This is a genomic window from Wolbachia endosymbiont (group A) of Anoplius nigerrimus, assembly GCF_947251795.1.
Taxonomy (GTDB): domain Bacteria; phylum Pseudomonadota; class Alphaproteobacteria; order Rickettsiales; family Anaplasmataceae; genus Wolbachia.
In genome coordinates this window covers 507,246-532,538 of sequence record NZ_OX366385.1, presented here as the reverse complement: position 1 = coordinate 532,538, position 25,293 = coordinate 507,246, and the positions used below count along the sequence as shown (strand labels likewise).

The 25,293-nt window shown below is 35.3% G+C and carries 28 protein-coding genes and 1 tRNA gene; 13 read left to right on the top strand and 16 right to left on the bottom strand.

Annotated elements, in window-relative coordinates:
* Positions 1–14 precede the first annotated feature (14 nt).
* The 7 genes from OPR26_RS02870 to OPR26_RS02840 all read right to left on the bottom strand — a co-directional run bounded on the left by OPR26_RS02870 (position 15) and on the right by OPR26_RS02840 (position 2,599).
* A complete protein-coding gene (locus OPR26_RS02870) occupies positions 15–341 on the bottom strand; it encodes a cation:proton antiporter subunit C (RefSeq protein ID WP_265016176.1) in 327 nt (108 codons plus the stop codon).
* Entirely contained in the window at positions 338–757 is a 420-nt protein-coding gene (locus OPR26_RS02865; RefSeq protein WP_253302473.1) for a Na(+)/H(+) antiporter subunit B, read from the bottom strand. Before OPR26_RS02865 ends, OPR26_RS02870 begins: the two co-directional genes overlap by 4 nt.
* The gene (locus tag OPR26_RS02860; RefSeq protein WP_265016175.1) at positions 750–1,277 is read right to left on the bottom strand and encodes a DUF4040 domain-containing protein; all 528 of its coding nucleotides are present in this window, start codon (positions 1,275–1,277) and stop codon (positions 750–752) included. Before OPR26_RS02860 ends, OPR26_RS02865 begins: the two co-directional genes overlap by 8 nt.
* A 1-nt stretch (position 1,278) precedes the next feature.
* Entirely contained in the window at positions 1,279–1,566 is a 288-nt protein-coding gene (gene mnhG, locus OPR26_RS02855; RefSeq protein WP_253302475.1) for a monovalent cation/H(+) antiporter subunit G, read from the bottom strand.
* A gap of 6 nt (positions 1,567–1,572) precedes the next feature.
* Positions 1,573–1,818 (bottom strand): monovalent cation/H+ antiporter complex subunit F, encoded by a 246-nt coding sequence (locus OPR26_RS02850; protein ID WP_164224944.1) that lies wholly within the window; start codon positions 1,816–1,818, stop codon positions 1,573–1,575.
* 28 nt (positions 1,819–1,846) lie between these two features.
* Positions 1,847–2,242, bottom strand: a complete 396-nt coding sequence (rpoZ, locus tag OPR26_RS02845; protein ID WP_265016174.1) for a DNA-directed RNA polymerase subunit omega — start codon at positions 2,240–2,242, stop codon at positions 1,847–1,849.
* A 111-nt stretch (positions 2,243–2,353) separates the two neighbouring features.
* Positions 2,354–2,599 (bottom strand): helix-turn-helix domain-containing protein, encoded by a 246-nt coding sequence (locus OPR26_RS02840; protein WP_320157297.1) that lies wholly within the window; start codon positions 2,597–2,599, stop codon positions 2,354–2,356.
* A 435-nt stretch (positions 2,600–3,034) separates the two neighbouring features.
* Here OPR26_RS02840 and purE point away from each other — a divergent pair, with 435 nt between their 5' ends.
* The 3 genes from purE to OPR26_RS02825 all read left to right on the top strand — a co-directional run bounded on the left by purE (position 3,035) and on the right by OPR26_RS02825 (position 8,870).
* Positions 3,035–3,526, top strand: coding sequence for a 5-(carboxyamino)imidazole ribonucleotide mutase (purE, locus tag OPR26_RS02835; protein ID WP_265016172.1), 492 nt, complete (start codon positions 3,035–3,037; stop codon positions 3,524–3,526).
* Positions 3,527–3,533: 7 nt separating this feature from the next.
* Positions 3,534–5,351 carry a DNA mismatch repair endonuclease MutL gene (gene mutL / locus OPR26_RS02830; protein WP_265016171.1) on the top strand — a complete coding sequence of 606 codons (1,818 nt, stop codon included), beginning with the start codon at positions 3,534–3,536 and terminating at the stop codon, positions 5,349–5,351.
* Between the two features lie 858 nt (positions 5,352–6,209).
* Positions 6,210–8,870, top strand: coding sequence for a 2-oxoglutarate dehydrogenase E1 component (locus tag OPR26_RS02825; protein ID WP_265016170.1), 2,661 nt, complete (start codon positions 6,210–6,212; stop codon positions 8,868–8,870).
* Positions 8,871–8,978: 108 nt separating this feature from the next.
* Here the strand turns inward: OPR26_RS02825 and OPR26_RS02820 are convergent, their stop codons facing one another.
* Both OPR26_RS02820 and OPR26_RS02815 read right to left on the bottom strand, forming a co-directional pair.
* The gene (locus OPR26_RS02820) at positions 8,979–9,575 is read right to left on the bottom strand and encodes a TIGR02217 family protein (RefSeq protein ID WP_264338715.1); all 597 of its coding nucleotides are present in this window, start codon (positions 9,573–9,575) and stop codon (positions 8,979–8,981) included.
* Positions 9,576–9,760: 185 nt separating this feature from the next.
* A complete protein-coding gene (locus OPR26_RS02815; RefSeq protein ID WP_265016169.1) occupies positions 9,761–10,525 on the bottom strand; it encodes a DsbA family protein in 765 nt (254 codons plus the stop codon).
* Between the two features lie 258 nt (positions 10,526–10,783).
* Here OPR26_RS02815 and OPR26_RS02810 point away from each other — a divergent pair, with 258 nt between their 5' ends.
* From OPR26_RS02810 to OPR26_RS02775, 8 genes are all read left to right on the top strand, one after another.
* The gene (locus OPR26_RS02810) at positions 10,784–10,936 is read left to right on the top strand and encodes a hypothetical protein (protein WP_007548541.1); all 153 of its coding nucleotides are present in this window, start codon (positions 10,784–10,786) and stop codon (positions 10,934–10,936) included.
* A 16-nt stretch (positions 10,937–10,952) separates the two neighbouring features.
* Positions 10,953–12,026 carry a Fic family protein gene (locus tag OPR26_RS02805; protein WP_265016168.1) on the top strand — a complete coding sequence of 358 codons (1,074 nt, stop codon included), beginning with the start codon at positions 10,953–10,955 and terminating at the stop codon, positions 12,024–12,026.
* A gap of 95 nt (positions 12,027–12,121) precedes the next feature.
* Complete coding sequence (locus OPR26_RS02800; protein WP_265016167.1) at positions 12,122–13,600, top strand: UbiD family decarboxylase; 1,479 nt, start codon at positions 12,122–12,124, stop codon at positions 13,598–13,600.
* 191 nt (positions 13,601–13,791) lie between these two features.
* On the top strand, positions 13,792–14,544 hold the full coding sequence (locus OPR26_RS02795; RefSeq protein ID WP_264702259.1) for an IS5 family transposase: 753 nt from the start codon (positions 13,792–13,794) through the stop codon (positions 14,542–14,544).
* The gene (locus OPR26_RS02790) at positions 14,532–14,654 is read left to right on the top strand and encodes a hypothetical protein (protein WP_265016166.1); all 123 of its coding nucleotides are present in this window, start codon (positions 14,532–14,534) and stop codon (positions 14,652–14,654) included. The genes OPR26_RS02795 and OPR26_RS02790 overlap by 13 nt, the downstream gene beginning before the upstream one ends.
* A gap of 38 nt (positions 14,655–14,692) precedes the next feature.
* Positions 14,693–15,058, top strand: a complete 366-nt coding sequence (locus OPR26_RS02785) for a transposase (RefSeq protein WP_264731180.1) — start codon at positions 14,693–14,695, stop codon at positions 15,056–15,058.
* A complete protein-coding gene (locus tag OPR26_RS02780) occupies positions 15,055–15,465 on the top strand; it encodes a transposase (protein WP_320157296.1) in 411 nt (136 codons plus the stop codon). Before OPR26_RS02785 ends, OPR26_RS02780 begins: the two co-directional genes overlap by 4 nt.
* Positions 15,466–15,477: 12 nt before the next feature.
* On the top strand, positions 15,478–16,362 hold the full coding sequence (locus OPR26_RS02775; protein WP_265015902.1) for an IS4 family transposase: 885 nt from the start codon (positions 15,478–15,480) through the stop codon (positions 16,360–16,362).
* Between the two features lie 576 nt (positions 16,363–16,938).
* Here the strand turns inward: OPR26_RS02775 and OPR26_RS02770 are convergent.
* On the bottom strand, positions 16,939–17,880 hold the full coding sequence (locus tag OPR26_RS02770) for an IS5 family transposase (protein WP_265015625.1): 942 nt from the start codon (positions 17,878–17,880) through the stop codon (positions 16,939–16,941).
* Positions 17,855–17,983: a hypothetical protein gene (locus OPR26_RS02765; RefSeq protein ID WP_265016165.1), complete on the bottom strand. Its 129-nt coding sequence runs from the start codon at positions 17,981–17,983 to the stop codon at positions 17,855–17,857. Before OPR26_RS02765 ends, OPR26_RS02770 begins: the two co-directional genes overlap by 26 nt.
* 616 nt (positions 17,984–18,599) lie before the next feature.
* Between OPR26_RS02765 and OPR26_RS02760 the strand changes: the two genes are divergently transcribed.
* A complete protein-coding gene (locus OPR26_RS02760; protein ID WP_265016164.1) occupies positions 18,600–19,130 on the top strand; it encodes a phospholipase D family nuclease in 531 nt (176 codons plus the stop codon).
* 109 nt (positions 19,131–19,239) lie between these two features.
* Entirely contained in the window at positions 19,240–19,782 is a 543-nt protein-coding gene (locus tag OPR26_RS02755; RefSeq protein WP_006279913.1) for a hypothetical protein, read from the top strand.
* Positions 19,783–19,881: 99 nt separating this feature from the next.
* Here the strand turns inward: OPR26_RS02755 and rnc are convergent, their stop codons facing one another.
* The 5 genes from rnc to OPR26_RS02730 all read right to left on the bottom strand — a co-directional run bounded on the left by rnc (position 19,882) and on the right by OPR26_RS02730 (position 25,214).
* Complete coding sequence (gene rnc, locus OPR26_RS02750) at positions 19,882–20,580, bottom strand: ribonuclease III (protein WP_265016163.1); 699 nt, start codon at positions 20,578–20,580, stop codon at positions 19,882–19,884.
* 100 nt (positions 20,581–20,680) lie between these two features.
* On the bottom strand, positions 20,681–21,748 hold the full coding sequence (locus OPR26_RS02745) for a quinone-dependent dihydroorotate dehydrogenase (protein ID WP_265016162.1): 1,068 nt from the start codon (positions 21,746–21,748) through the stop codon (positions 20,681–20,683).
* A 121-nt stretch (positions 21,749–21,869) separates the two neighbouring features.
* Positions 21,870–21,941 (bottom strand) — tRNA-Cys (locus OPR26_RS02740).
* A 5-nt stretch (positions 21,942–21,946) separates the two neighbouring features.
* A complete protein-coding gene (locus OPR26_RS02735; RefSeq protein ID WP_265016270.1) occupies positions 21,947–22,843 on the bottom strand; it encodes a class I fructose-bisphosphate aldolase in 897 nt (298 codons plus the stop codon).
* Positions 22,844–22,907: 64 nt separating this feature from the next.
* Positions 22,908–25,214 carry an AAA family ATPase gene (locus tag OPR26_RS02730; RefSeq protein ID WP_265016161.1) on the bottom strand — a complete coding sequence of 769 codons (2,307 nt, stop codon included), beginning with the start codon at positions 25,212–25,214 and terminating at the stop codon, positions 22,908–22,910.
* Positions 25,215–25,293: the final 79 nt, after the last annotated feature.

The following is a 25,293-nucleotide window of genomic DNA, read 5'->3' as shown; positions in this document are numbered from 1 at the left end:
AAGATACTGTTAATTTATGTACACTTGCCTTGATCAATTGTTCCATACTTTTCTTCCATTTTTACTGCTATGGACAATCCAACTGAAAATGTTGCAATTCCAACCACTATAGCAGTAAGCATTAAAACATGAGGTATAGGATTGCTATATGAATAAAAATTTGAAACCAATATAGGAGGCAAGGAATTTTTTATATATCCTAGAGATATGTAAAACAACAAAACAGATGCTTGGAAGACGCTTACCCCTATCATTTTCTTGATTAAATTTTTATCGTTTATAATAATATATAAACCTAGCACCATTAATACAATAATAATCGTATAATTATATAAAGTCATTGTTTTTTCCTACGAGCAAAATTCATATATATAATTAACATAGAGGAGCAGACAGTAAATGCTACACCTAATTCCACAAAAAAAATACCCAATTTTTGACCGGTTCTATTATTGGCTGACAAGATATCGTAAGATAAAAAATTTTGGCCAAGTAAAGTTGTTGCAACGCCCGTTCCTCCATAAATTAAAATACCTAACACGTTAGTCAATCTAATCACAGAATAAGGTATTGCTTTTAGAGTTGTAGATACACCAAATAGCATTGAATATAATATTATCCCGGAGGCAATAATTATTCCTGCTTGAAAACCTCCACCCGGAGTGTAATCACCGTGAAATTGTATGTATAAACCAAATAAAATGATAAAAGGTATCATCAAAAATGTTACTGCATTTAATATCGGATCTTTAATCATTTTCTTTTTCTTCTTTTAATATCAACGTTATACAAAGCGCAGCAGTAAAAACTACTATAGTTTCTCCAAACGTGTCATAACCACGAAAGCTTGCCAAAACAGCTGTCACTATATTAGGAATACCGGTAGCTTTTTCGGTATTTTCCACATAATAAGGAGCAACATGCAAGTGAATCGGAGCATCGTGGCTGCCAAAATCTGGCAATTGAATCATAAAATATGACAAACATACAGCCAGAAATAACATAAAAAAAAGCGTTATAGGGTTATGAGATAGATTTACTTTATGATTCTTTATCAAGGAGAGTGCTGCAAACGTAAAAATCGTACTGAGCCCCGCACCAACAGAAGCTTCAGTAATTGCAACATCAGGTGCATTCATAATTAAGTATATAAGCGCAATAAGTGAACTAAATACACACATTAGAACAGCACTTACGACTAAATGTCGCGAGAAGACTATAAAAACCGTAACTGTTAGTAATAACAAAAGTAGCACTACATTTAATATTTCTAACACCTTAACCTTCTTTAACAGTTTTTTTCTTAACTTTATAATAAGTGTGCGCTAAAATATAGCTATTAGTTGAGCTAGCTACCCATATTATAAGAATTAATAATATTATTTTAACAGTATTGATTGAAAATCCATTCTGCAAAGCAAAACCAATTAACAATAGCATTGCACCGCTAGAGTCCGTAATACCTGCTGCATGTAACCTAGTATAGAAATCAGGAAATCTAATTACTCCCACACTTGAAATGATTACTAAACAAATGCCTAAAAATATAAGAACGGATCCTATCATAAATTATTAAAACAACATTAATCTCATTAGTGCTATAGTTGATATAAAGCTAACGCTAGCATACAACAATGCTATATCAATTAAAAAAAAATTATTCAGAATGATTGATATTGCTGTTATGAGTACAACTACTTGCGTTGAGAAATTATTGAACGCTAAAACCTTATTGTACACATCACTTGACTTAGATACTATGCGGCACAACATTACACTCATACAGAACAACAGTGTATAGATAGCAATGTGAAGCATTTAAAGACTATGTAACTTCAGTAGATTTCTAAACAGATACTTCTTCATCGCCATCTTGATCATTTATTTCACCATCCACTTCATAATCTTGGCTTTCTTGACTTGCATCAAGATCTGTGTTATCAGAAAAATTTAATAAATTCGCTAGCTTACTTGTATTACTGCTGTAAACATTATTCATATTTCCTTTCATGTACTCCTTGCATCTACCTACCAAAAGGTTAAATAGCTCATGAGTATCCACCTGTTTTTCTGCTATTTCATGTAAGGAAACTATGGTGTTCTTATGGTCTTTAAACTGAGCTGTTTGAACTGGATTACTTGCTCCTGTATTTAAATCATGTGTTCTTTGACTTGCCAATAGAACCAATTTGAAACGGTTACTTACCTGTTCTGTACACTTTTCTACAATAAACTCAGCCATAAGATACTACCTTAATAAGTTTTATACTATATCACAAAAAACAAGTTGTCAACTTTGTATCTATTGCGATTCAACTTCATGTTTTACTTTTTCTGCCTCAGATTTTATTTCTTAGCTTTCTGTCATCGTGATTGTTATTCCATGATCAAGTTTTTTTAGAAATCCTAACAATCGCTCTAAAGAAAAACCATCTATTTTACCATTTTTAATTTGTGATACCTTTGGCTGATCAATACCAAGTTTCTCAGCTGCAAAAGCCTGAGTCCAAGCATTTTTTTCTATAATTTTATTTATTATATGAAGCAACTTTGTTTTTATTCCTGCACTGTCTAAGTTATTTAACGATATTATTTCCATAATTCTTACACCCACATATCAATTAACTTTATTAAACATTATGTTATAATGTTTAATACACCAAGATATTAATATCATATAACTTGTCAATAATTATATGATATCAATATTTAAAACTTTAGTTGATGATATATTAATATTTCAATCAAATTTCTAGTAATTTTAAATTACCATTTTACTATCAACCTGTCTGAAAAAATCATTTACAGAAAGAACAAGCTAAGATTACAAAGCTTGAAATACAAAAATAATTATTTTATAAATTTATCTTACATAAGAAGTTTATATCTCTATATCTTAATATAAATATTTATTTAAATTTTTAAAATTTCTATTTTAACGAGAATTCTATATATTATATTTATAATACAACTTAAATATTTGTTGCTTTTTAGCTGGAACATTATTTAGTTAGTAAGTAAAATTGTGTTGAATATGACAAAAATAAAAAAAGATGTTGCTGTTATCATGGGAAGTGAGTCAGATTACACCACTATGGTCCATACCGTCGATATGTTAAAAGCATTAGAAGTTTCACATGACATATTCATAATATCTGCACATAGAACACCAGAAAGGCTCTTCAATTTTGCTAAATCTGCACAAGAAGAAGGTTTTAAGGTTATTATAGCTGGTGCAGGAGGTGCAGCCCATTTACCTGGTATGGTTGCGTCACTAACTTGTTTACCAGTTATCGGCGTTCCTGTGCATAGTAAACAATTAAATGGGCTGGACAGTCTACTCTCTATAGTTCAAATGCCAAAGGGTGTTCCAGTTGCAACCATGTCTATAGGAGAAAATGGAGCATATAATGCTGCCATTACCGCCGTATCTATATTGTCAAATTCCAACAGTAAAATTGCAGATAGGTTAAAAAAGTGGAGAGAGAGACAGACCAAAGAAGTAAAAGAAAAACCAGTTTCATAATAAATCTATGGCAATAATTCTTTTAGACACAAAAACCATAAACCGTATAGCAGCGGGGGAGGTGATAGAAAGGCCAGCAAGTGTAGTAAAGGAATTAGTGGAAAATGCAATAGATGCTGGAAGTTTAGAAATAGAGATCAAAATAGAAAGTGGTGGGCGTAACCTTATTATTGTGACAGATGATGGTAACGGAGTAGAAAAAAACGATTTAGAACTTGCGTTTATGCGCCATGCTACTTCAAAATTGAGCGATAGTGAGTTGATAGAAATCAAGCATCTTGGCTTTAGAGGAGAAGCTCTGCCTTCAATTGCAGCAGTAAGTAGGATAAAATTATCGTCTAAAGCAAGCGGAGCAAGTGAAGCATGGTCTATAAGTTATGAGGGTGGAGAAAAGATGGGGGAGCAAACTCCTTACTCTTTATCACAAGGGACACATATTGAAGTACGAGATTTATTTTTTGCCACTCCAAATAGACTAAAATTTCTAAAAACCGAAAGAGCAGAAACTCAAAGCATTGTTGATATTGTAAACAACCTAGCAATGATTAACTATCATATAGGGTTTACTCTCACTTCAGGTAATAAAAAGCTCTTAAAATACGCTAAGCAGACTTCGTTATTTCATAGATTATGTGAAGTAGAAGAAGAATTTCAGGGCAATTCTTTGGAGGTCAATGATGATGAAGACGGCATCAAACTTACGGGACACATCTGTAAGCCAACCGTCAATCGTGGTAAGTCAACTCAGATCTATACGTTTGTTAATGGAAGGCCAATCAAAGATAATCTACTTATTGGCGCAGTTAGGTATGCATATCATGATTTTATTCCAAGTGATAGGTATCCTTTTGCAGCGTTACATTTAGAGATACCTTATGATCAAGTAGATGTAAACGTGCATCCAAATAAGTCAGAAGTAAGGTTTCAGAATAAGAAGCTCATATATGAGATAATGACAAGAGGATTAATTAAAGCATTGTCAAGAAGGATAGGCACCTTTCCAGCGCATGACCAGAAAATGGATTCAACATTGCCAGATCCTTTTGATAAACCTGATGTTCAAAATGAAAGAAGGCCAAGTCCTTTTGAAAATCAACTAATAAAAGAATTTGCTTCTCCAAATGAAAAAGCAAAAGGCTTATCAGAACAGTCAAAATCGTTTGATTATACCGGCATACAGAAATTACCATCACAAGCGGAGACTATGGTTCTAGAAAAAAAGGTGTTAGAGCAAGTTGATTTGATAGAGAGCCACCCGCTCGGGTTTGCACGCTGTCAGGTCTATAATACTTACATTATTGCCGAGGTAAGAGACAAATTGATTATAGTCGACCAGCATGCAGCCCACGAGAGACTAGTATATGAATGCCTAAAACAAAAATCAAGTATAAAAAGACAAAAACTACTTCTTCCTGAAACGGTTGAAATCAAAAATCAAGCCGGAATGGAGATGATCGAAATCTATAAAGATAAGTTATTTGAAATGGGTTTTGATATTGAAATCAAACCAGAAAATAAAGTTATAGTAAAAGAAATCCCTGCAATCTTGGGCACAGTAGACGTGAAAGAGATGCTAATTAACATAATTGATAGATTAACGGAAATAGAAGATACATTGCCAGTAGAAGACAAAGTGAACAAGATATTGGCTACTATCGCTTGTCATGGATCAATTAGAGCAGGCAGGAAAATGAGGTTAGAGGAGATGAATGAGCTGCTGAGACAAATGGAAAAAACCCCATATTCCGGGCAATGCAACCACGGAAGACCAACTTATATAGAAATGAAACTCAGTGATATTGAAAAACTTTTTGAGCGGAGGTAAGAGGTTGCCATAAATATGTAAGTGCTCCTTCCTCGTCATCCAAGTGGCTCATAGAAACGGATTAAATGCAAAACTTACTTGACAAACTCCGCCAGCGCCCTTATCATGAAAATGAAGCTATTTATTTATCTTCTCTGTACAGATTAAATGACAAAAAAACTCACGTATCTGGCGTCTCATGTTTAATTTTTTGCACTATGTGCACTCTATGTCTTTATCAAATTTCTAGGTTTTTACCTACACAAGCTGAAATACGCTTATAAAGCATTTAAAACATTAAAAAACGCCAACTTAAAAAATGGATAGTGAATAACTAGCTACCCTAGGGTTTCTTTTGCCTTTTTTTCTGTTTAGTAAATTTCTTAAACATTTATGACTAAAGGTTAGTTGCATTAAAAAGCAGCTAAGTCGCGGTTATTAAACGTTTAGAATAAAAAAACGCCATACTTGAAAGTATAATGTAAGTAATTAGCCAACCGCGGGGCTTCTTTTGCCTTTTTTTTCGTTTGGTAAATTTTTTAATATTTATAGCAACATGAACTGGGCAGGAAGGTGTCATTCCAATGCTCCTTTTTTTGTCATCCCAATGCCCAGACACTGGGATCCAGGAATTTTATTAAGTTGGTGAGCATAAAAATAGCTGTTTTACGTTAAAATACAATGTTTTGATGATTATGGAAAGGCTTGATCCCAGTGTCTGGGCACTGGGATGACACCCTGACAATCGTCATCCCGCTACGTGTTAGCGGGATCTATGTTAAGAGATACCGCGGCGGTATGACGTATAGAAACTAAAAAAGTTCTTTTTTAAAAAACTTAAGTTATACTTATAAGTATTTGATACTTTTTATAGTGATTATGTCGAGTTTAAGCTGCCTTTATGGTGATAATGCAGAATTTGTGGAAGAAATGTATAGCCGTTATCTGCAGGGTGATAAATCAATCGGGGAAGATTGGTATAGAATTTTTTCAAGCAATTTAGAAGTTAAGAAAACGGAGACCTGCGGTGCACAGCATGCAACTAAGGTGGGTGATTCAGTTTCTAGTTTAGCAAATTTTTTCAGATCTTACGGTCATTTTTTTGCGGATCTTAATCCGTTATCACCCAATGTGAATAAGGAAGTAGATTATCAGAAATATTCGAATCTCTCTCCTACGGGTGACACTAGAATCTATAGAGATATTTACTGCAAGAACATCGGTTTTGAATTTATGCATATTTCCTCTTATGAGGAGAGAGTGTGGCTGCAGGAAAAGATCGAAAATCAAACCTATACGCTGAGTTTACAAGATAAAAAGGAAATACTGAGGCACTTAATTGAATCTGAAATGTTTGAGCAATTTCTCCATATGAAATTTCCTGGGTATAAGCGTTTCTCTATCGAAGGTGGAGAGTCAGCTATCGTTGCAATTGAAAAAATTATTAGTGATTCTACGGTTTTTGGCATTGAGGAAATAGTTCTTGGTATGGCTCACCGCGGACGACTCAATGTTCTAACCAAAGTTATGGGCAAAGAATATGCGGCAATGCTATCTGAATTTCAAGGCAATCTCGCACACCCAAGTGGTCTTGAGGTGTCTGGTGATGTTAAATATCACCTTGGTTATTCTTCTGATCGAGCACTTGCCAGTGGCAAAAAAATACATTTAAGTTTATGCCCTAATCCATCTCACCTTGAAGCGGTAAATCCGGTTTTGGCTGGAAGAATAAGAGCAAAACAGAATATAAGATCTGTGCTTGGCATATCAATTCATGGTGATGCAGCTTTCATCGGTCAAGGTGTCGTTGCCGAGACCTTGAGCCTAAGCAACATTGAAGGTTATAAAGTGGGTGGTATTGTGCACATTGTTATAAACAATCAAGTTGGTTTTACTGCTAACCCATACTGCGCACGATCCTCTTTTTATTGCACTGACATAGCAAAATCAATAGAAGCCCCAGTGTTTCACGTTAATGGAGATAACCCGGAAGCTGTGAGTTTTGCTGCAAGTCTGGCGATGGAATATAGGCAGAAATTTAAAAAGGACGTGGTGATTGATATAATATGCTACCGCAAATACGGCCATAATGAAGGCGATGAACCGAATTTCACTCAGCCACTTATGTATAAGGCGATATCAAAGCATAAAACTCCAGGAACGCTGTATGAAGAAAAATTGACTGCAGAGAAAGTATTAAGTGGTGATAAATTGCGCAGTGAGTTCAGGGCAAAATTAGATAAAAGTCTTGCTGAATCAGCGGCTTATACTCCAAAAAAAGCTGACTGGTTCGGTGGAGTGTGGTCAAAATTAAGAAGAGCAAAGTTGAACGATTTGAGCGAATACTATACAGATTCTGGTGTTCCGCCAGATGAGTTGAAAAAATTAGGTGTGCATATAAATAGCAATATCCCAAGTAACTTTAACATTAACAATAAGGTTAGAAAAATACTCGATGGCAGAATAGGCAGTATAAATTCTGGTCACGATATAGACTGGGCAACTGCCGAAAGTCTTGCATTTGCGTCACTGCTCACAGAAGGAATAGGAGTGCGCTTATCAGGCCAAGACTCTGGTCGTGGCACTTTTTCGCACCGTCATTCAAGGCTTGTTGATCAGGTAACAGAAGAAGCGTTTATTCCGCTAAACAATATAAACAAAGAACAGGCTCACTTTGAGGTCATAGATAGCGCTTTATCAGAGTATGCTGTAATGGGCTTTGAATATGGATATAGCCTTGATTCCCCGTATTCACTGGTGCTCTGGGAAGGACAATTTGGTGATTTTGCAAACGGTGCGCAAATTATGATCGACCAGTTTATCGCATCTGCAGAAACAAAGTGGTTGCGATCAAGCGGTCTAGTTTTGTTGCTGCCTCATGGTTATGAAGGGCAAGGACCTGAGCATAGTTCTGCTCGTATAGAGAGATTTTTGCAACTCTGCGCAGAGGATAATATGCAGGTAGTTAATTGTTCCACTCCGGCGAATTACTTCCATGTCTTACGCAGACAAATGCATAGAGACTTTCGTAAGCCTCTGGTAGTGTTTACACCTAAATCGCTACTGCGCCACAAAAGAGCAGTATCTAACCTATCTGACTTTGAAGGAAAATTCCTCACGGTGATTCCAGAATGTAGAACAGATTTGGTTCTAAATGATAAAATACGTAAAGTTGTAATATGCAGCGGTAAAGTTTACTACGACATAATTGAAGTATGTGAAGCACAAAAAATAAACGATATAGCAGTGATACGTTTGGAGCAATTCTATCCGTTTCCTGCCGATAAATTAAGTAGCGAACTTGAGAAATACGAGAACGCTAAAATTATATGGTGTCAAGAAGAGCCAAAAAATATGGGAGGATGGTTTTTTGTCAACCCATTGATAGAAGAAGTGTTGTCCAATCTCGATATCCAAGCAAAAAGACCTAAGTGTATCGCAAGGCCTGCTGCTGCATCTCCTGCATGTGGTTATGCTAGTGTTCACACTCAGCAGCAGGAGGAAATTTTAAAGCAGGTTATGCAGGGGATCTATAACTAGTGCAGCCCTACGTCATACCGCGATTCATTCGCGGTATCTCGGCATAGATTCCGCTAACACGTAGCGGAATGACAAATCGTTGGTAAATCTGAATTAAGTTAGCTAAAATTAAAATTTCACTTCCACCAAGGGGATATTATTCCAGCTATTGCTTCCATAGTCATCAATAGAAGCGTTTAAGTAATCTGTATCAAAGCGTACGGGCACATCAAATTCGAAGCTCGCAGTGATTATCGCATCTTTTACTGGTGGCTTCATAAATGTTATTTCTCCCGTTGAATAATTTACTGAATATTCACTCTCTTCTTTACCATTTAAATAAATCTTTACTGTCCCATGTACTGGCTTTTTGATCATACGTATATGCTTATCCTCCCCACTTACATAAGTTTTGATTAGCTGAAAAGTCGTTTTTTTGTTATCTCCTATACCAATCTCTTGATTAATGGCTATAAAATCCGACCAATCCTTAAAACGAAACCCTATTGCTTTACCTTTTCGTGCATGAAAAAATGTTATTAATTCTAATAGCTGCTTGTTTGATCTGACCCCGTAAGCTATGTTATATCTAGTGCGTGCATGAGACCAATTGATGTTGCGCTGTTCACAACCGTTATGAGTTGTTACAACGTCAGTGGAAAATTCCGGTCCTCCAGTGGAACCATAAGATATATTTTCTGGAAATCTAATTTCTGTGAATGACATATGTCCTCCTGTGAAAGTAAAATAGTTTGGTTGAAGAAAATGTTGTAATTTGAAAGCGTTTCACATAGCAAATGACGCTATGGAAAGTGGATGAGACCACTGAGTTAAACTGCTGTCATACCCACAATTACTATACTCAGGTTCATTTGAGTTGTCAAGCAAAAAAAATAAAATCTTATGGCAAACTAAAACCAGCCTTGCTTGTGACTTAATTCATCTACTTTTTTGCGTAATACATTCAAATCAGTTGCTCCTACAAACAGACTATCCCCAATTATTAAAAAAGGTGTGCCACCTACTCCCAAATCTCTTACTAGGAGCTTACTGTCGTTTATCATTTGCTCAATTTTGTCCGCATTATTTTTCATGGAATTATTAAAATCATCTTCATTAATCCCTATACTTTTCACTATATCCAATATGCTTTCGTCTGAAAATCCTCCTTTGTGACTTAAAGCAGCATAGTGAAAGTCGAAATATTTTTCTTTATCAATAAAGTAAACAGCTAAAGCACTTTTTGCTGCCCTTAAAGAGTCATTACCAAGTATTGGAGCATCCCTAAAGATATACTTAATTTTACCATCGTTAATTAACTGCTTTATATCATTCTTTATAGCTTTGCAATATCCACAAGAATAGTCAAGGAAGCCTGCAGCTATAACACTACTATTTTCATTTCCGGAGTAAGGATAAGTAAGGTCAAATATTTGATCCTTGTATTGTGAAATTTTACTTTTGGTTACATTATCTCGAGCAGCGTAACTACTTTTAATCGACTCCTCTTTGAGAGTTTTTACGATCTTATCAAAATTTCTACTTATATAATTATCTAATTTCTCACCTATATAATCATCGCTTAGCATTTGGCCGCGATTTGAAAGCCAATTATTTATTACTGGTAAACTTGCTACTGCCAGTATAAGGATCAATAAAAACGATATTCTAGACATACAATTTATTTAAAAACCTACAACATAAAACTTTTAGTACACATTTATCTGTATATTAAAAGAAGCATCTAATATTAATATATGAAAACATTTGTATCAAGTGTATTTTATAGCCAATTTTGCTGCAAGTACAAACTTTACGTACAATGAAACTCAAGCACATTACTGAAAAGCTCATCAGAAGGCTTGGTAGCAGAGGCGCACGGAGCGTAGATTTAAGTTGTTTCCGCTGTGTATAATTTTCCGCGGAATAAACATATGAGTGAACCAATAATTGGCAGAGAAAAAGAAATAGCTATTCTACAAGACAAACTTCTTTCTCAATCAGCCGAATTTATTGCTGTTTATGGTCGGCGTCGTGTAAATGTTGTATTATCTGCATTTTATCAGCATAATATAGAAGTAATGTAATGCAGATATTATGCCGATGCCAAATTATACGATTACTTCTAAAATTGCTAATTGCCTTATGAGGATTGAAGCAGCAAAAGAAAAAGTGTTACATTTGCCACTCACTGTATCGATGCTCTCGTCCCTTCGTGAAACTGCACGGCTTTATACCACACACTATTCTACTATGATTGAAGGAAATCGACTTGAGCCTAAACAGATTGAAGAGGTTTTAAGTGGTAAAAGCCACTTTCCAAAATATAGGAGAGATGAAAATGAGGTTAAAGGATATTATGCAGCTTTAACCCAAGTTGAACAATGGGCAGCGAGAATGATCCCTATTACTGAGAAAGCCATTCAAACGCTTCATGCCCTAGTAATGGCGAGTGGAAAATCTAAAGTGAAGCCAACCTCTTATCGTGATGGTCAAAACGTTATTCGTGATAGCCGTACACGTGCAATAATTTATATGCCACCTGAAGCAAAGGATGTACCAAAGCTCATGAGCAGTATGATTGATTGGATTCGTGACAGTGAACAAGTGCCTTACCCAATTATTGCAGGTATTGCTCATTATCAATTTGTAACAATTCACCCCTACTATGACGGTAATGGTCGTACTGCAAGATTGTTGACTACATTAATTTTACACCTTGGTGGATATGACCTAAAAGGGCTTTACTCATTGGAAGAATATTATGCTAAAAATCTAGGGGCTTATTATGAAGCAATCAGTGTAGGGCCATCGCACAACTATTATATGGGAAGAGCTGAAGCAGATATCACTAAGTGGGTGGAGTATTTCGTAGAAGGTATGGCAAATTCATTTGAGAACGTTTTACAACGTATAAATGAAGAAGAATACCACACTGATCAGACTGATCTTATACGTAAGCTTGATCCTAAACAACGTAAAGCTCTTGAGCTCTTCCAGGAGTTTTCCGCTATTACAGCTAGTCAGGTTGGCGAACTATTTAATTTTAAGCCTCGTACTAGTGCGCAACTTTGTAAAAAATGGGTAGAAATGGGGTTTATTGAAGTTGTAGATTTTTCCAATAGAGGAAGAAAATACAAACTTAGTAAGCAATATGAAGATTTGATCTCAAATTAACTGAAAGCTCACTAAAAAGGAAAGCAGTGCATAGGTCAAATTTCAATAAAGTGCTTGAAAACTAAATGTAAACTTAAAATTTTAAAAACTGGAATATGTACAACAACTTACGCGACTTCATTAAAGCCTTAGAGGAAAAAAAAGATCTAATTAGGATTAAGGAGGAGATTTCAACAGTTCTTGAAATGACAGAAATTCACCGTAGGGTTTTGTCAAACAAAGGACCAGCTATCATCTTTGAAAATGTTGTCACAGAAAACGGCAAAAATTCGATTCCAGTTTTAGTGAATTTATTCGGTACTATTGAAAGAATTACCTTGGGACTGAACATAAATCCTGGTGAGCTAAGAGATCTTGGTAAACTTCTAGCGTTTTTGCGATCACCTGAGCCGCCAAAAAACTTTAAAGATGCTATAAAAATGTTTCCTCTGCTAAAAGTCGTGTTATCGATGCGAAGTAAAGTTGTGAACAAAGCTCCATGTCAAGAGGTAGTGCTAACCGGAGATGAAGTGGACCTAAGTCTACTGCCTATTCAAACATGCTGGCCAAATGAACCTGCACCACTTATCACCTGGCCGATTGTGGTAACAAAAGGACCCACGAAAGAAAAGCAAGATAATTTTAATCTTGGAATATATCGTATGCAGGTTATAGATAAAAAAACAACACTAATGCGTTGGCTTGCACACAGAGGTGGCGCAACTCACCATAAGCGTTGGAAGGAAGAAGGCAGAGATATGAAATTTCCCGCTGCTGCTGTGATCGGTAGTGATCCTGCAACGATTATTGCTGCGGTAACTCCAGTGCCAGAAACATTGTCAGAATACCAATTTGCTGGGTTGCTGCGCAAAAAACCGCTTGAGCTTGTAAATTGTAAGACTATTCCACTTCAAGTGCCAGCTCACGCAGAAATCGTTCTGGAAGGCTATGTGAGTTTGGATAGATATCAAGACGAAGGGCCATACGGAGACCACACTGGCTACTATAATTCTGTTGAGCAATTTCCAGAATTTAACATTACTGCAATTACAATGCGTAAAAACCCGATATATCTTAGCACTTTCACTGGCAAGCCACCTGATGAACCATCAATTCTTGGTGAAGCGCTCAACGAAATCTTTGTGCCCATTCTTATCAATCAATTTCCAGAGATAGTGGATTTTTATCTACCACCAGAAGGTTGTTCATATAGAATAGCGGTGATATCGATAAAAAAGTCCTATCCAGGGCAGGCAAAAAGAATTGTTATGGGCATACTTTCCTTTCTAAAGCAATTTTTATACACGAAGTTTATTATCGTTGTTGATGATGATATAAATGTACGTGATTGGAAGGAAGTGATGTGGGCAATATCAACGAGAATGGACCCTGTGCGTGATACAATCATGATAGAAAATGCACCTATTGATTATTTAGACTTTGCTTCCCCTGAAAGTGGTCTGGGAAGTAAGATGGGATTTGATGCAACAAATAAAATCCCGCCTGAAACCAAACGAGAATGGGGAGAGAAAATTGAGATGAGTGAGGAAATAGTAAGAAAAGTCACGGAGAAGTGGGAAGAATATATGGACTAGACTTCTTGCATAAAAGCAGAGAAAAGTTTGGCGTTTTTTGTAATGCCGCGATTAGTATTAACTGATAATTGTGATTTAAGTACGTCACAGTGCCCTTTTTTTGTCATCCTAGGCTCTGTGGACAAAAAATATGAAAAGAGAGAAAAAGATGGTAGTTTAGCCTAATAGGTAAAAAATGGAGAAACTACCATATGCAATATTACATCAAAGAGGAAAATTGGAAACAAATTTTAGAGTTCATAAAAAGCGTAAAAGGAATGCACAGCAAAGATGAAAAACGTTTAAGAATATTCATAGAGGCAGTGTGGTACATAGTGCGAAGTGGTTGCCAATGGAGACTTTTACCAAAAACTTATGGTAATTACAGGAGTATACATAAGCGATTTAAAAGATGGTGTGAAAGAGATGTCTGGAAAAAATTGCTTGAATATACTAAACAAGAGCCTGATTTAGAAGTTGCTATAATCGACGGTACGATCATCCGAGCCCATCCATGTTCATCTGGATATACAAAAAACTCCAAGGATCAAGAAGCTTTAGGGAGGAGCAAAGGTGGCTTTACAACTAAAATACATGCGCTTGTCGATGCACTTGGAAATCCACTTAAATTTACTCTGACTCCTGGTCAAAGAAATGAAATTACGCAGGCACAAGTGTTGACCGAAAGTATCTATAACTCTACTGTAGTAGCTGACAAGGGCTACGATAGCAATGCCTTTGTTACAAGTCTTGAAGACAAGGGATGTACAGTAGTTATTCCGCCAAAACGGAATCGAAAAGTGCAAAGGTATTACGATGAGCATATCTACAAAGAACGTCATTTGATTGAGTGTTTTTTTGGTAAAATTAAAAATTTTAGGCGCATTTTTTCCAGATTTGATAAAACTGCTGAGGTTTTTATGGGTTTTCTCAATTTTGTTGGAGCTCTTGTATGGCTTCTCTAAAATTTTGTCCACAGAGCCTAGGAAAATTAAGTGAAGTAGATAAATGTAATACTAAATTGTTGGGCAAGATTATATTTAAAGGTCTAAGAGCATGTCTTCAAACTGAGTAGAAAGAAGTTAAGAAGTATGGTATAAGGTACATTTTAAGATGTACCCAAGCGATATAAGTGACAAAGAATGGAAGACAATAGAGCCATATTTTGAACCTAAAAAGACCGGCAGACCAAGAAAACATAGTATTAGAACAATTATTAATGCAATCCGCTATATGATGAGAACAGGATGTCAATGGAGACAACTGCCTAAAGATTTTCCACCATGGAAAACCGTATATAGTTGTAATTCGCGCTTGAAAAAAAGTGGAATATGGCAAGAAATTCATGATTTTCTAGTTAAAAAAGTAAGAGAGATGATTGGTAAAAATAAGACTCCATCAGTAGGTATAATTGATAGCCAGTCAGTGAAAACTACTCAAAAAGGGGATCCAGAGGATATGATGCTGGCAAAAAAATAAAGGGCAGAAAACGCCATATTATTGTAGATACTGTGGGTCTTGTAATTGCTGCTGAAGTACAGAGTGCAAGTATTCAAGATCGTGATAGTGCTCTAAATCTTTTTGCCCAAGCTAAATGCAAAGTTCCAACTTTACGTAAGTTTTTTGCTGATCAAGGGTACATAGGTAAATTACAAAACAGATGCTTATTGGAAACGGGATGTTTATTAACGATTGCCAAGAAAATAGTTGATACAGGATTTCAAGTTATTCCCAAACGTTGGATTGTTGAAAGAACTTTTGCCTGGCTTTCCAATTTTAGGCGCATGAGTAAAGATTACGAGCATTCTCCTCTCACCTCAAAAAACTATATCTTCTTTAATATGATCACTATTATGCTTCACAAATTAGCTCATTCTTCAGTTTGAAGACATGCTCTAATGAAGTTAATATTAATGGGGCAAAAAACAAGCCTAAGAGCGCTAGAAATGGTAATAAACAGGTGTATAATGGATAAGAATAGCGATAAAAGTACAGTAACATACAGTGGTTTGTCAAAAAGGTTAAAAGTTATAAATCCAGAATATTTTAAGGGAGTATATATTGATTTGATGAGCAAGATTAAAAAGCTATTACCCCAAAAAACATCAAATAACTTACATAAGTTTGATTCGACGATCATAAATTTATCGGGATATCTCATAAAAGATGGGCTAAAAATAGGCGGTAAAAGTAACGACAGTCAAGTTAAAGTGAGTGTAGGATTAAAGGATCAATTGCCGACAAGTATAAGATTTTGTAAAGGACAAGAAGAAAGTAGTGAAGATATAGCATTAGTGAGAGCAATTAATGAAGCTAAAGTTGAAAAAGAGGATATTTTATTATTTGATAGAGGAATCAGAAAAGTTGGAACTTTTGCCGAATTTGATGAAAAGGAGTACAAATTTATCACAAGAGTTAAAGTAGGAAGAAAACATGATGTTATAAGCAGGAACAAAGTTATAAGAGAACAAAAATCGGATGGATCAGAGATTTTAGAAGATATAATAGTTAATCTTTATCGTGCACGAGGTAAAGTGGCAGAAAAGCATGATCTACGGCTAATAAAAATCAGAAATAAAATTGGAGATGAAATATGGTTTTTGACAAACTTGTTTGAAATGCCAGCTTATGAAGTAACAGAGCTATATAGGCGCAGATGGGATATAGAAGTGTTCTTTAAATTTATAAAGCAAAATCTTGGATATAAGCACTTTTTAAGCCATACTATGAATGGCATGAAGGTACATGATTATTATTACGGCTTTGTTATTTCTTGTTTATAAAATCAAAAATAATCTACATGGGTTCAAAATAGCATTACTGCAATTCACATTGGATCTAAATGACTCTTTTATACGTTCGATTGTTTTACTGTCGGGAGGTAATTTACATGCCGTTGATCATCTCATATCACGTTATTTTTGATACTTTCAACACTTATGGGGCACTGGGATGACACCCTACTTAACCGTCATACCGCCGCGGTATCTCAAAGCATAGATCCCGCTAACACGTAGCGGGATGACGATTGTCAGGGTGTCATCCAAGTAGCCTCTTTCTTGTTATCCGAGTAGCCCCTTCTCCTGTCATTCCAGTGCTCCTTTTTTGTCATCCGAGCCCCTATGATGTCATCCCAGTGCTTGACACTGGGATCTCATTTCGTAACTTCATAGTATAAATTACTTCAAATTGTATCTATTTGCAAATATATAAATATAGTAATTTTGCATAAAAAATTAGATCCCAGTGTCACGCACTGGGATGACAAGAAGAGGGCTACTCGGGTGACATCATCCTTTTTTGGGATTCCAGTGGGCTTTGTTGCATCGCACCTTATGCGGTAGTAATTTACGATAAATTCATGTAGCCATTTCGAATTTAGCCATACCAATGTCAGTAAATTGATTAAGCAAATAGCACTTAATGAGTAGTTCTTTTCCACGATTTACTTCGGACTTATTCCTAAAGCTGAATCCAAATATTTGCTTTAATCTTGAGAAAAACCCTTCAATGTGAGCTCTCTTTCCATAATTTACTTCTTCTTTCCACTTTTTTATGCAATCATATGACTTTATTAGTCTAACAGCAGCATTTCTATCATCCATGTAATCCAATTTTTGGTGCTCTGTTGCGTTGTTTTTCGGAAGAACTTTTGTCTTTATACCAAACTTGTTACATAATTCGTAAAGCTTATGCCTGTCATATGCTCTATCCGCATATAATACCTTTACAGCATGAACTTCTTCTAACAAATCGCAAGCTCCATAGTGATCTGAATAAACTCCGCTGCTGTATTTTGCAGCTATGGCTTTTTTGCTGTTTATATTCAACATTACGTGTAGTTTCTTTACTTGTTCATAGCTGCGATACTTTCTATTTTCGCTATTTTCCTTGCTGTGGCCAGGAGTGTTGTTATAAATGCTGATGCTTGTGCTATCTATAGCAATTTCGATATCTTCCATATTATCTTTATCAATTCTGCAATCATTTATCTTAATATTAAGTTTCTTAAACCTTCTTGAAGCCTGAGAATAGCTGATAACTTGCAAATTTTTCCCAATTTGCTCAAGGTATCCTGCTATAAATCCAACTGTTTGCCTCAAACCTATTCTGAATAGATGGGTTATTATATGTATCAAAATCACCACTTTATTGCTGTAAATATTGTTGCCACCCTGCATTTTTGGCCCAATTTCATACCAATTTTCTATGGCTTCGTTGATATAACGAAAAATATTTCCTCTTTTTTCTAGAAATTTGTTATATTCGTTTTGGTTACTGACTCTCATTTTTTGTGGCATATTTTTTCTTCAACAGTTGAATGGCTATTTTATAATGAATTTTGTCAGTAACTGCCAGATTTTTTCGGTTGCTATGCAACAAAGCCATCCCAGTGTCACGCACTGGGATGACACCCTCCTAGTAGAAACGCTTTTGTAATTGCAACATTCGTGCAATCTTTAGCCATGAATATTAAGAAACTTACCAAACGAAAAAAAGGCAAAAGAAACCCTAGTCATTGTCTATTTTCAGTATTGGCGTTTTTTTATGTTTTTTACACTTAGTAACCGCGACTCAGCTGCATTTAAACTGCAACTAACTTTTAGCTATAAACATTAAAAAATTTACTAGGCAGAAAAAAAGGCAAAGAAAACCCGTGGTAGCTAGTTATTACACTCTCTATTTTAAAATTTGACGTTGGGTGATGTCTTGAACGCTTTATAAGCGCGTTTCAGCTTGTATAGGTAAAAACCTAGAAATTTGATAAAGACATACGGTGCACATAGTGCAAAGAATTAAACAATAGTACGCCAAATACAAGTTTTCTTGTCATTTTAATCTGCTGCAGAGATTGCGAAGTTAAATAAAATAGCTTCAGTTTCATGATAAGGGGGCTGGCGAGGTTTGTCAAGCAAGTTTTTGTTTATAACAGTTGTTGCCAAAAACTATGCAAGAAGTCTATTGACAGGTGATTAAATTATGATGTAGCCTATCGCCGTATATCCGGGGGTGGGTTGTTGTGAGGCTTTTTCACTTTTTATTCTTATTAATGTGTTTTTCTCTGTATTACTATGCGGGTTTTATATTTTCGCCCTGCCCAAAAGCTACGGTTTGCTTTTCACCTGGAGAAGATTGTGCTATACCGATAATCAACGTAATAGATCAGTCTAAAAAATCTATCTTAGTTCAAGAATATACATTTACTCTTGGAACAATTGCAAAATCTTTGATTAATGCTAAAGAGCGTGGCGTTGATGTTAAAGTCATCTTAGATAAATCGCAACTCTACTCAAAATATAGTGTTATAAATGAATTATTTTCAGGTGGAGTACCAGTTTGGATCGATGATAAGCCAAAGATTGCTCATAATAAGATAATGATTGTTGATAATCAAAAAGTCATCACAGGGTCATTTAACCTGAGTAAGACAGCTAAAAAAGGAAATGCTGAAAATTTATTAATTATTACAGATTATCCTGAATTGATTCAGCAGTATGTGAAAAACTGGGAGGCACGAATGTCACAATCTTATAAATATGCTCCCAACTAATCAAAAGCACTTGCTTAAAATCAGCTCTAAAAACAGCAAGAGAGAGCTTTTTTGATTGATTGGCATAATGATTATGATATAATAAACCAAAAGTTTAAGGAATAAAGTAATGGATTACATAAATGATGCTGCCGGTAGCTACACTGCTATTCATGATTTTTTTCAAAACAACGGTGTTGGAGATTACAAAGTTCAATGCAATTATGGTGGGGTGCCGTATGCTACTGATGAGTATGTGCATTCTGGCGATAAATTTTGGAGTAATAATTTCATAGACTCACATTTTGGCAGGGAAATAAAAATGTATCCTCAAAGTGAACTTTTAGCTAAAGAATATGCTGGAAATACGTTGCCAGTTTCAATATCACTAGATAAGGATTTAATAAAAATGAAGGAATGTCAGAAAAAAACGAAATTTGTGGAACTAGAAAGGGAGTCAGGTGATTTAGTGCATGATAAGCAAAAGTATGTAAAGTGTTACACAACAAAGCTATCATATGATGATGTACATATTTACAATAACGATAAAGTTTCAACATTTAGCATAAAATACGACGTGCCAAATGATCCGAAATACAGTTTAAATATAACATTTACAAAGGTTAATGATAATAAACCAGGATTTTGGCAGAAATTTAAAAATATGTTTTAACGTGACCATTCACTAGACTTCTTTCAAAATTGTTAGAGGGAGTGTAAGATCAAGTATTTAAAAGCATGAAATATAAGGAAATAGAAAAGCCTATTTTGCCTAAACTGAAGCATCTTTTCCAATTTTTTCTAGCATCAACTCAGCAGCTTTTTGTTCAGCAATCTTTTTACTAGAAGCGCATGCAGAAACTTTACCATAATCTTCTATGCAAACTGATATAGTAAATTCAGGATTGTGCGCTGGTCCAGTTTGTTTTGCAAGCTCATACTCTGGTAAAGGCAACTTGTTTTTCTGAGTCCACTCTTGCAGTGAGGTTTTAGGATCTTGAGGGGGGTCAAGCATGCCTTTAGCTAGCTTTTCCCAATATTGGGTAATAAATTTTTCAACATTTTCAAGTCCGCCATCAATATAAATTGCACCTATTAGTGCTTCAAGCGAGTTTTCTAAATTTTTTAGATTACATCTCCCTCCATTGCAGCGTTCACTATTATTCATGATGATAAAGCTGCCTAATTTTATTTCTTTAGCAACATTAGCAATGGTGTTGCCACAAACTAAATCCGTCTTTCTTTTTGCCAATGCTCCTTCTTTTTCTTCAGGAAATAGTTTAAACAGTATGGCAGATACGACCATATTCAAAACACTATCGCCCAAAAACTCTAGTCTTTCGTAGCTCACAATCTGGTTTTTGCTATTCCTTTTATTTACGCTTGGGTGAGTTAGTGCCTCTTCTAATATTGCATAATTTGTAAATTTATAATCAATGATCTTAGATATTGCATCATTCAAACTCTTCATACCCATTCTTTAAAAGAAAAACACTTCCTACCACACCTTTATACCAAAGAATTAGTTTTGTTTTATTAAAATAATACCAACAACTTCCAAAATATACAGTTTAATGTATACAACCCACCACTTCACTAATGTTACTAAATCCATCTCTCCTTATTAGTTCTGCAAGTTCTAGATTAATTTTATTTACAATTTGAGGTCCGTGGTATATGAGAGCAGTGTACAACTGCACCAAAGAGGCTCCTGCCTTTATTTTTTTATATGCATCAGCACCACTTGAGATTCCTCCGCACCCTATCAATAATATTTTGCCCTTAGTAAATTTGTACATATCGCCCAATAACTCGGTTGAAAGTTTGAACAGTGGTTTGCCACTCAACCCGCCACTCTCATTATGGTGGGAATGCAGATTATCTCTACTTACCGTAGTGTTGCTTACTGTTAATCCGTCAATCTTATATTCCAACACAAGCTCAGCGATATTTTCTTTCGTTTGCTGATCTATATCTGGTGAGATTTTTAATATTATTGGTATGGATTTAGAATTATCAATTGATTTCCGGATGGATTTCAACAATTTCGATAATTCTTGCTTATTGTGCAGATTGCGTAAATTAGGCGTGTTTGGGGATGAGATGTTCAGCACTATATAATTGCTTTTTCCATATACCATCTTTATTAAATCAACATAATCGCTGATTTGGTCCTTTGATGTACTGTTTTTTCCTATGTTGATGCCAAAAATGCAGTCATCAAGCTTGGTTTTATCTATTTGTTTAAGAAAGTAGTCTATTCCTTTATTGTTAAATCCCAATCTGTTAATTACCCCTTGATCTTTAATTAACCGAAAAATTCTTGGTTTTTTGTTTCCATATTGTGGATTACGAGTTACAGTACCAGTTTCAATAAACCCAAAACCAAATGAAAGCATAGGCCTTATAACTTCTGCATTCTTGTCAAAACCTGCAGCCAGACCCACGGGGCTTCTGAGCTTATTACCAAAAAAATTCACACTCAAAGATTCTGGTAGCTCTATAGGTTTTCTATAAGGCATTTTCTTTAATGCCATAATTGCCAAAGAGTGAGCAACCTCTGGCGGTAGTAAAAACAATAAATCACGTAATATCATTTTGTAAAACACTTTGCTTATTTTTAGTTTATTTTTTACCATGAAACGCTATAAGAGTATAACCATAACTTGAAAAGAAATTGATTTTACTTATGAATAATTTTCTCTATAGGTTACACACTTAAAGCTACTGTTAACTTTTACAAGATATAGAAAATGAAAGAGGCCGGGACCGGAATTGAACCGGTATAAAAGGATTTGCAGTCCTCCGCATAAGCCATTCTGCCACCCAGCCGTTTTTTATGTGTAGATATCCATTATATCTTTTAGCATAGATAAAGCCTCCTCCCTTTTGCGTTGAAAAGTGTTACGTCCAATGATTGAACCATTACCACCACCCTGCTTAATTTCTTTTGCTTCATTGCATATGTCATCTACTTCCTTCGACTCGCCACCAGAAAAAACTACTACTCTTTTCCATGCAAAACAAGATCTTTTAACATATTCAATTCTTTTAGATAATGATTCAATATTTTCTGTTTCTATTTTCTCCCTTTCCAAATATTTAGTTGGAAGTTTTACTTTGATTATATTAGCGCCAAGTAAAGCTGCCATGTGCGCAGCATAGGCAATAACATCAACTGCTATTTCACCTTCTTTGGAAATTCCTTCACCGCGTGGATAAGACCATAGCACTACTGCAAGCCCATAAGATTTGGCTTCAGCCACGATTTCACGGGCTTCTTCCATCATATCAAAACACTTGGCAGAACCAGGATATATAGTAAATCCGACAGCTAAGCAGCCCAAACGCAGCGCATCTTTCACAGAAGAGGTTATTGCCTGATCAGAGGTTAGATCCTTTGAATGTAAAGAGTTGGAACTATTAAGTTTCAAAATAAGTGGGAGCAGGCCAGCATAAGTCGAAGCACCAGCTTCAATCATACCAAGTGGAGCAGCATATGCACTTACTCCCGAATCAACCGCAAGCTGAAAATGATAATGTGGATCATAAGCATCAGGATTAACTTCAAAACTTTTTATTGGCCCGTGCTCAAATCCCTGATCTACTGGCAGAATCACTAACTTGCCAGTACCGCCAAGCTTTCCATGCATGAGAATACGAGTAAGACTTGCTTTTACCCCGGGGTTTTCACTTTCGTAGTAGCTTAGAATTTGTTTTACTTTATCACTTATCACTATAACTCAAATTAAATTTAAGTTATAAATTGTAACAAAGATGAAGTTCAATACAAGGATTTTAAACTATATCAAAAACAATTTTATTTGCTACTTTATTCATATAGATTCTTAATTTCTTTCCTTTTATTAATTTACGATTCAGTATTTCTTCCGCTAAGTAACTTTTTATCTCTTTTTCAATAAGTCTCTCTATCGGACGTGCTCCCATTTCCTTACTATAACCCATTTGTACAAGATAAGATTTCACTTCATCCTCTACCAAGCAGTTTATGCCTTTTTGCGTCAGTTGCTTTTTCAGTTCTAGGACAAATTTATCCACAATATGCAAAATCACATCCGTACTTAAGTCAGAAAAAGAAATAATCGCATCAAGACGATTACGAAATTCAGGGCTAAAAACCTGTTCTATTGCTTTTTCGCTATCACCAATGTTAAAATTTTTATGCCCAAAGCCAACAAAACTTCTGCTGCGTTCAACTGCTCCTGCATTAGTTGTCATAATTAAAATTATATTGGAAAAGTTAACTTTACGTCCGTAAGTGTCTGTAACACAACCATAATCCATAATTTGTAGCAATATATTATAGATATCGCTATGGGCCTTTTCAATTTCATCAAGCAGCACAACACTATATTGATTGTTAGATACAGATTCTGTGAGTAATCCACCCTGATCATAACCTACATATCCAGGAGGAGAACCAATCATCCTTGATATCGTATGAGATTCAATATATTCGGACATATCAAAGCGTATAAGATTCATGCCCATGCTTTCTGCTAATTGCTTTGCTAGCTCGGTTTTACCAACACCAGTTGGTCCTGCAAAAAGATAACTTGCTAAAGGTTTATTGTAATTCCTCAACCCAGATTTAGCAATTTTAATAGAATTAACAAGAGATTCTATTGCCTGCTCTTGGCCAAAAATCACCTTCTCTAGATTAGCTTTTAAAGACTTTACTTTCTGCAAATCATCAGATTCAGATCCGCAAGGCACATTTGTAATTCTAGTAATGGTATTCTTAATATCTCTACTATTTACAATTTTACCCCTGTTTCTTAGCAATTTACAATATGCCCCTGCCTCATCAATAACATCAACCGCTTTATCAGGTAATATTCGCCCAGTAATATACTTATGCGAAAGTTCAGCCGCAGACCTAATGGCATTCTTTGTATAATATACTCCATGATACCCTTCATAGTAGTGCTTTATGCCATCTAGTATCTTTATCGTTTCATTAACAGAAGACTCTTTAACATTAATTTTTTGAAACCTTCTCGCTAGTGCTTTATCTTTTTCAAAACTAGTGCTGTATTCTCTATATGTAGTTGCACCTATACAACGTAGTGTACCTCTTGCAAGCGCAGGTTTGAGTAGGTTACCTGCATCAAGAAAGCTACCACTTGTAGAACCTGCTCCAATGATAGTGTGTATTTCGTCAATAAAAAGGATAGCACCTGGTTTTACCTCAATCGCTTTTATTATAGATTTTATTCTCTCTTCAAAATCACCTCTGTAGCGTGTCCCTGCAAGGAGTGATCCTAAATCCAAAGCATAAATTATACTGGACCTGAGTGCACTCGGAACACTGCCTTCAATGATCTTCAATACCAAACCCTCAACTATTGTTGTTTTGCCAACACCTGGGTCTCCAACATATAAAGGGTTGTTTTTTCTACGCCTCAATAATATTTCTATAGTGCGATTTAATTCATAATCACGACCAATAACATAATCTATTTTTTTGCTTCTTGCATAGTCATTTAAATTTTTACAATAACTTTGTAGAATTTCCTCATCTTTTAATAGCTCACCTTTATTTACTGTAGTAGGAGCGTCATTATTTTTATCAAGTTTTACTTTATGATTGGTGGTGTATTCATCTATATCGTTAGAGTATTTCATATTAGATATATGGTAAATCAAATTGGAATCTTTCGCACTTTGTTTCTGTAATAGATCTTCAACGTATAAATCTTGCCCAGACAAAATTTCTACTAGAACACTTGCTCCATTTATTTCTTTTTTCCCCAAGCTATGAGCCCGTATTATTGCTCTGTGTATTATGCATTGAAACATTGAGCTAGGTTTAACTCCACTGATAATCAATTCAGAACTGCTTTGTAAAAACCCTTTTATATTATTATTATAATCATTAGACTTAATATTGCATCTTGATAGAATGTTATCCATATTGATGATTTCATCGGCTCTGATATTACATCTTGATAAAACGTAATTTACGTCCACGTCTTTAGTTAACGCCAGCAATAAATGTTCTACTTTCGCATATTTTAGATTAAAATTAGAAGCAATGAATAGTGCTCTATTCAAACTTGCCTCTAAGTTTTTGGAAATCATCTCCTATTCTCTTTAAAAGTGGGAACTCATATATAATGAATAGCACACAATTATTAAAAAAATTGAAATCCAGCAGTTC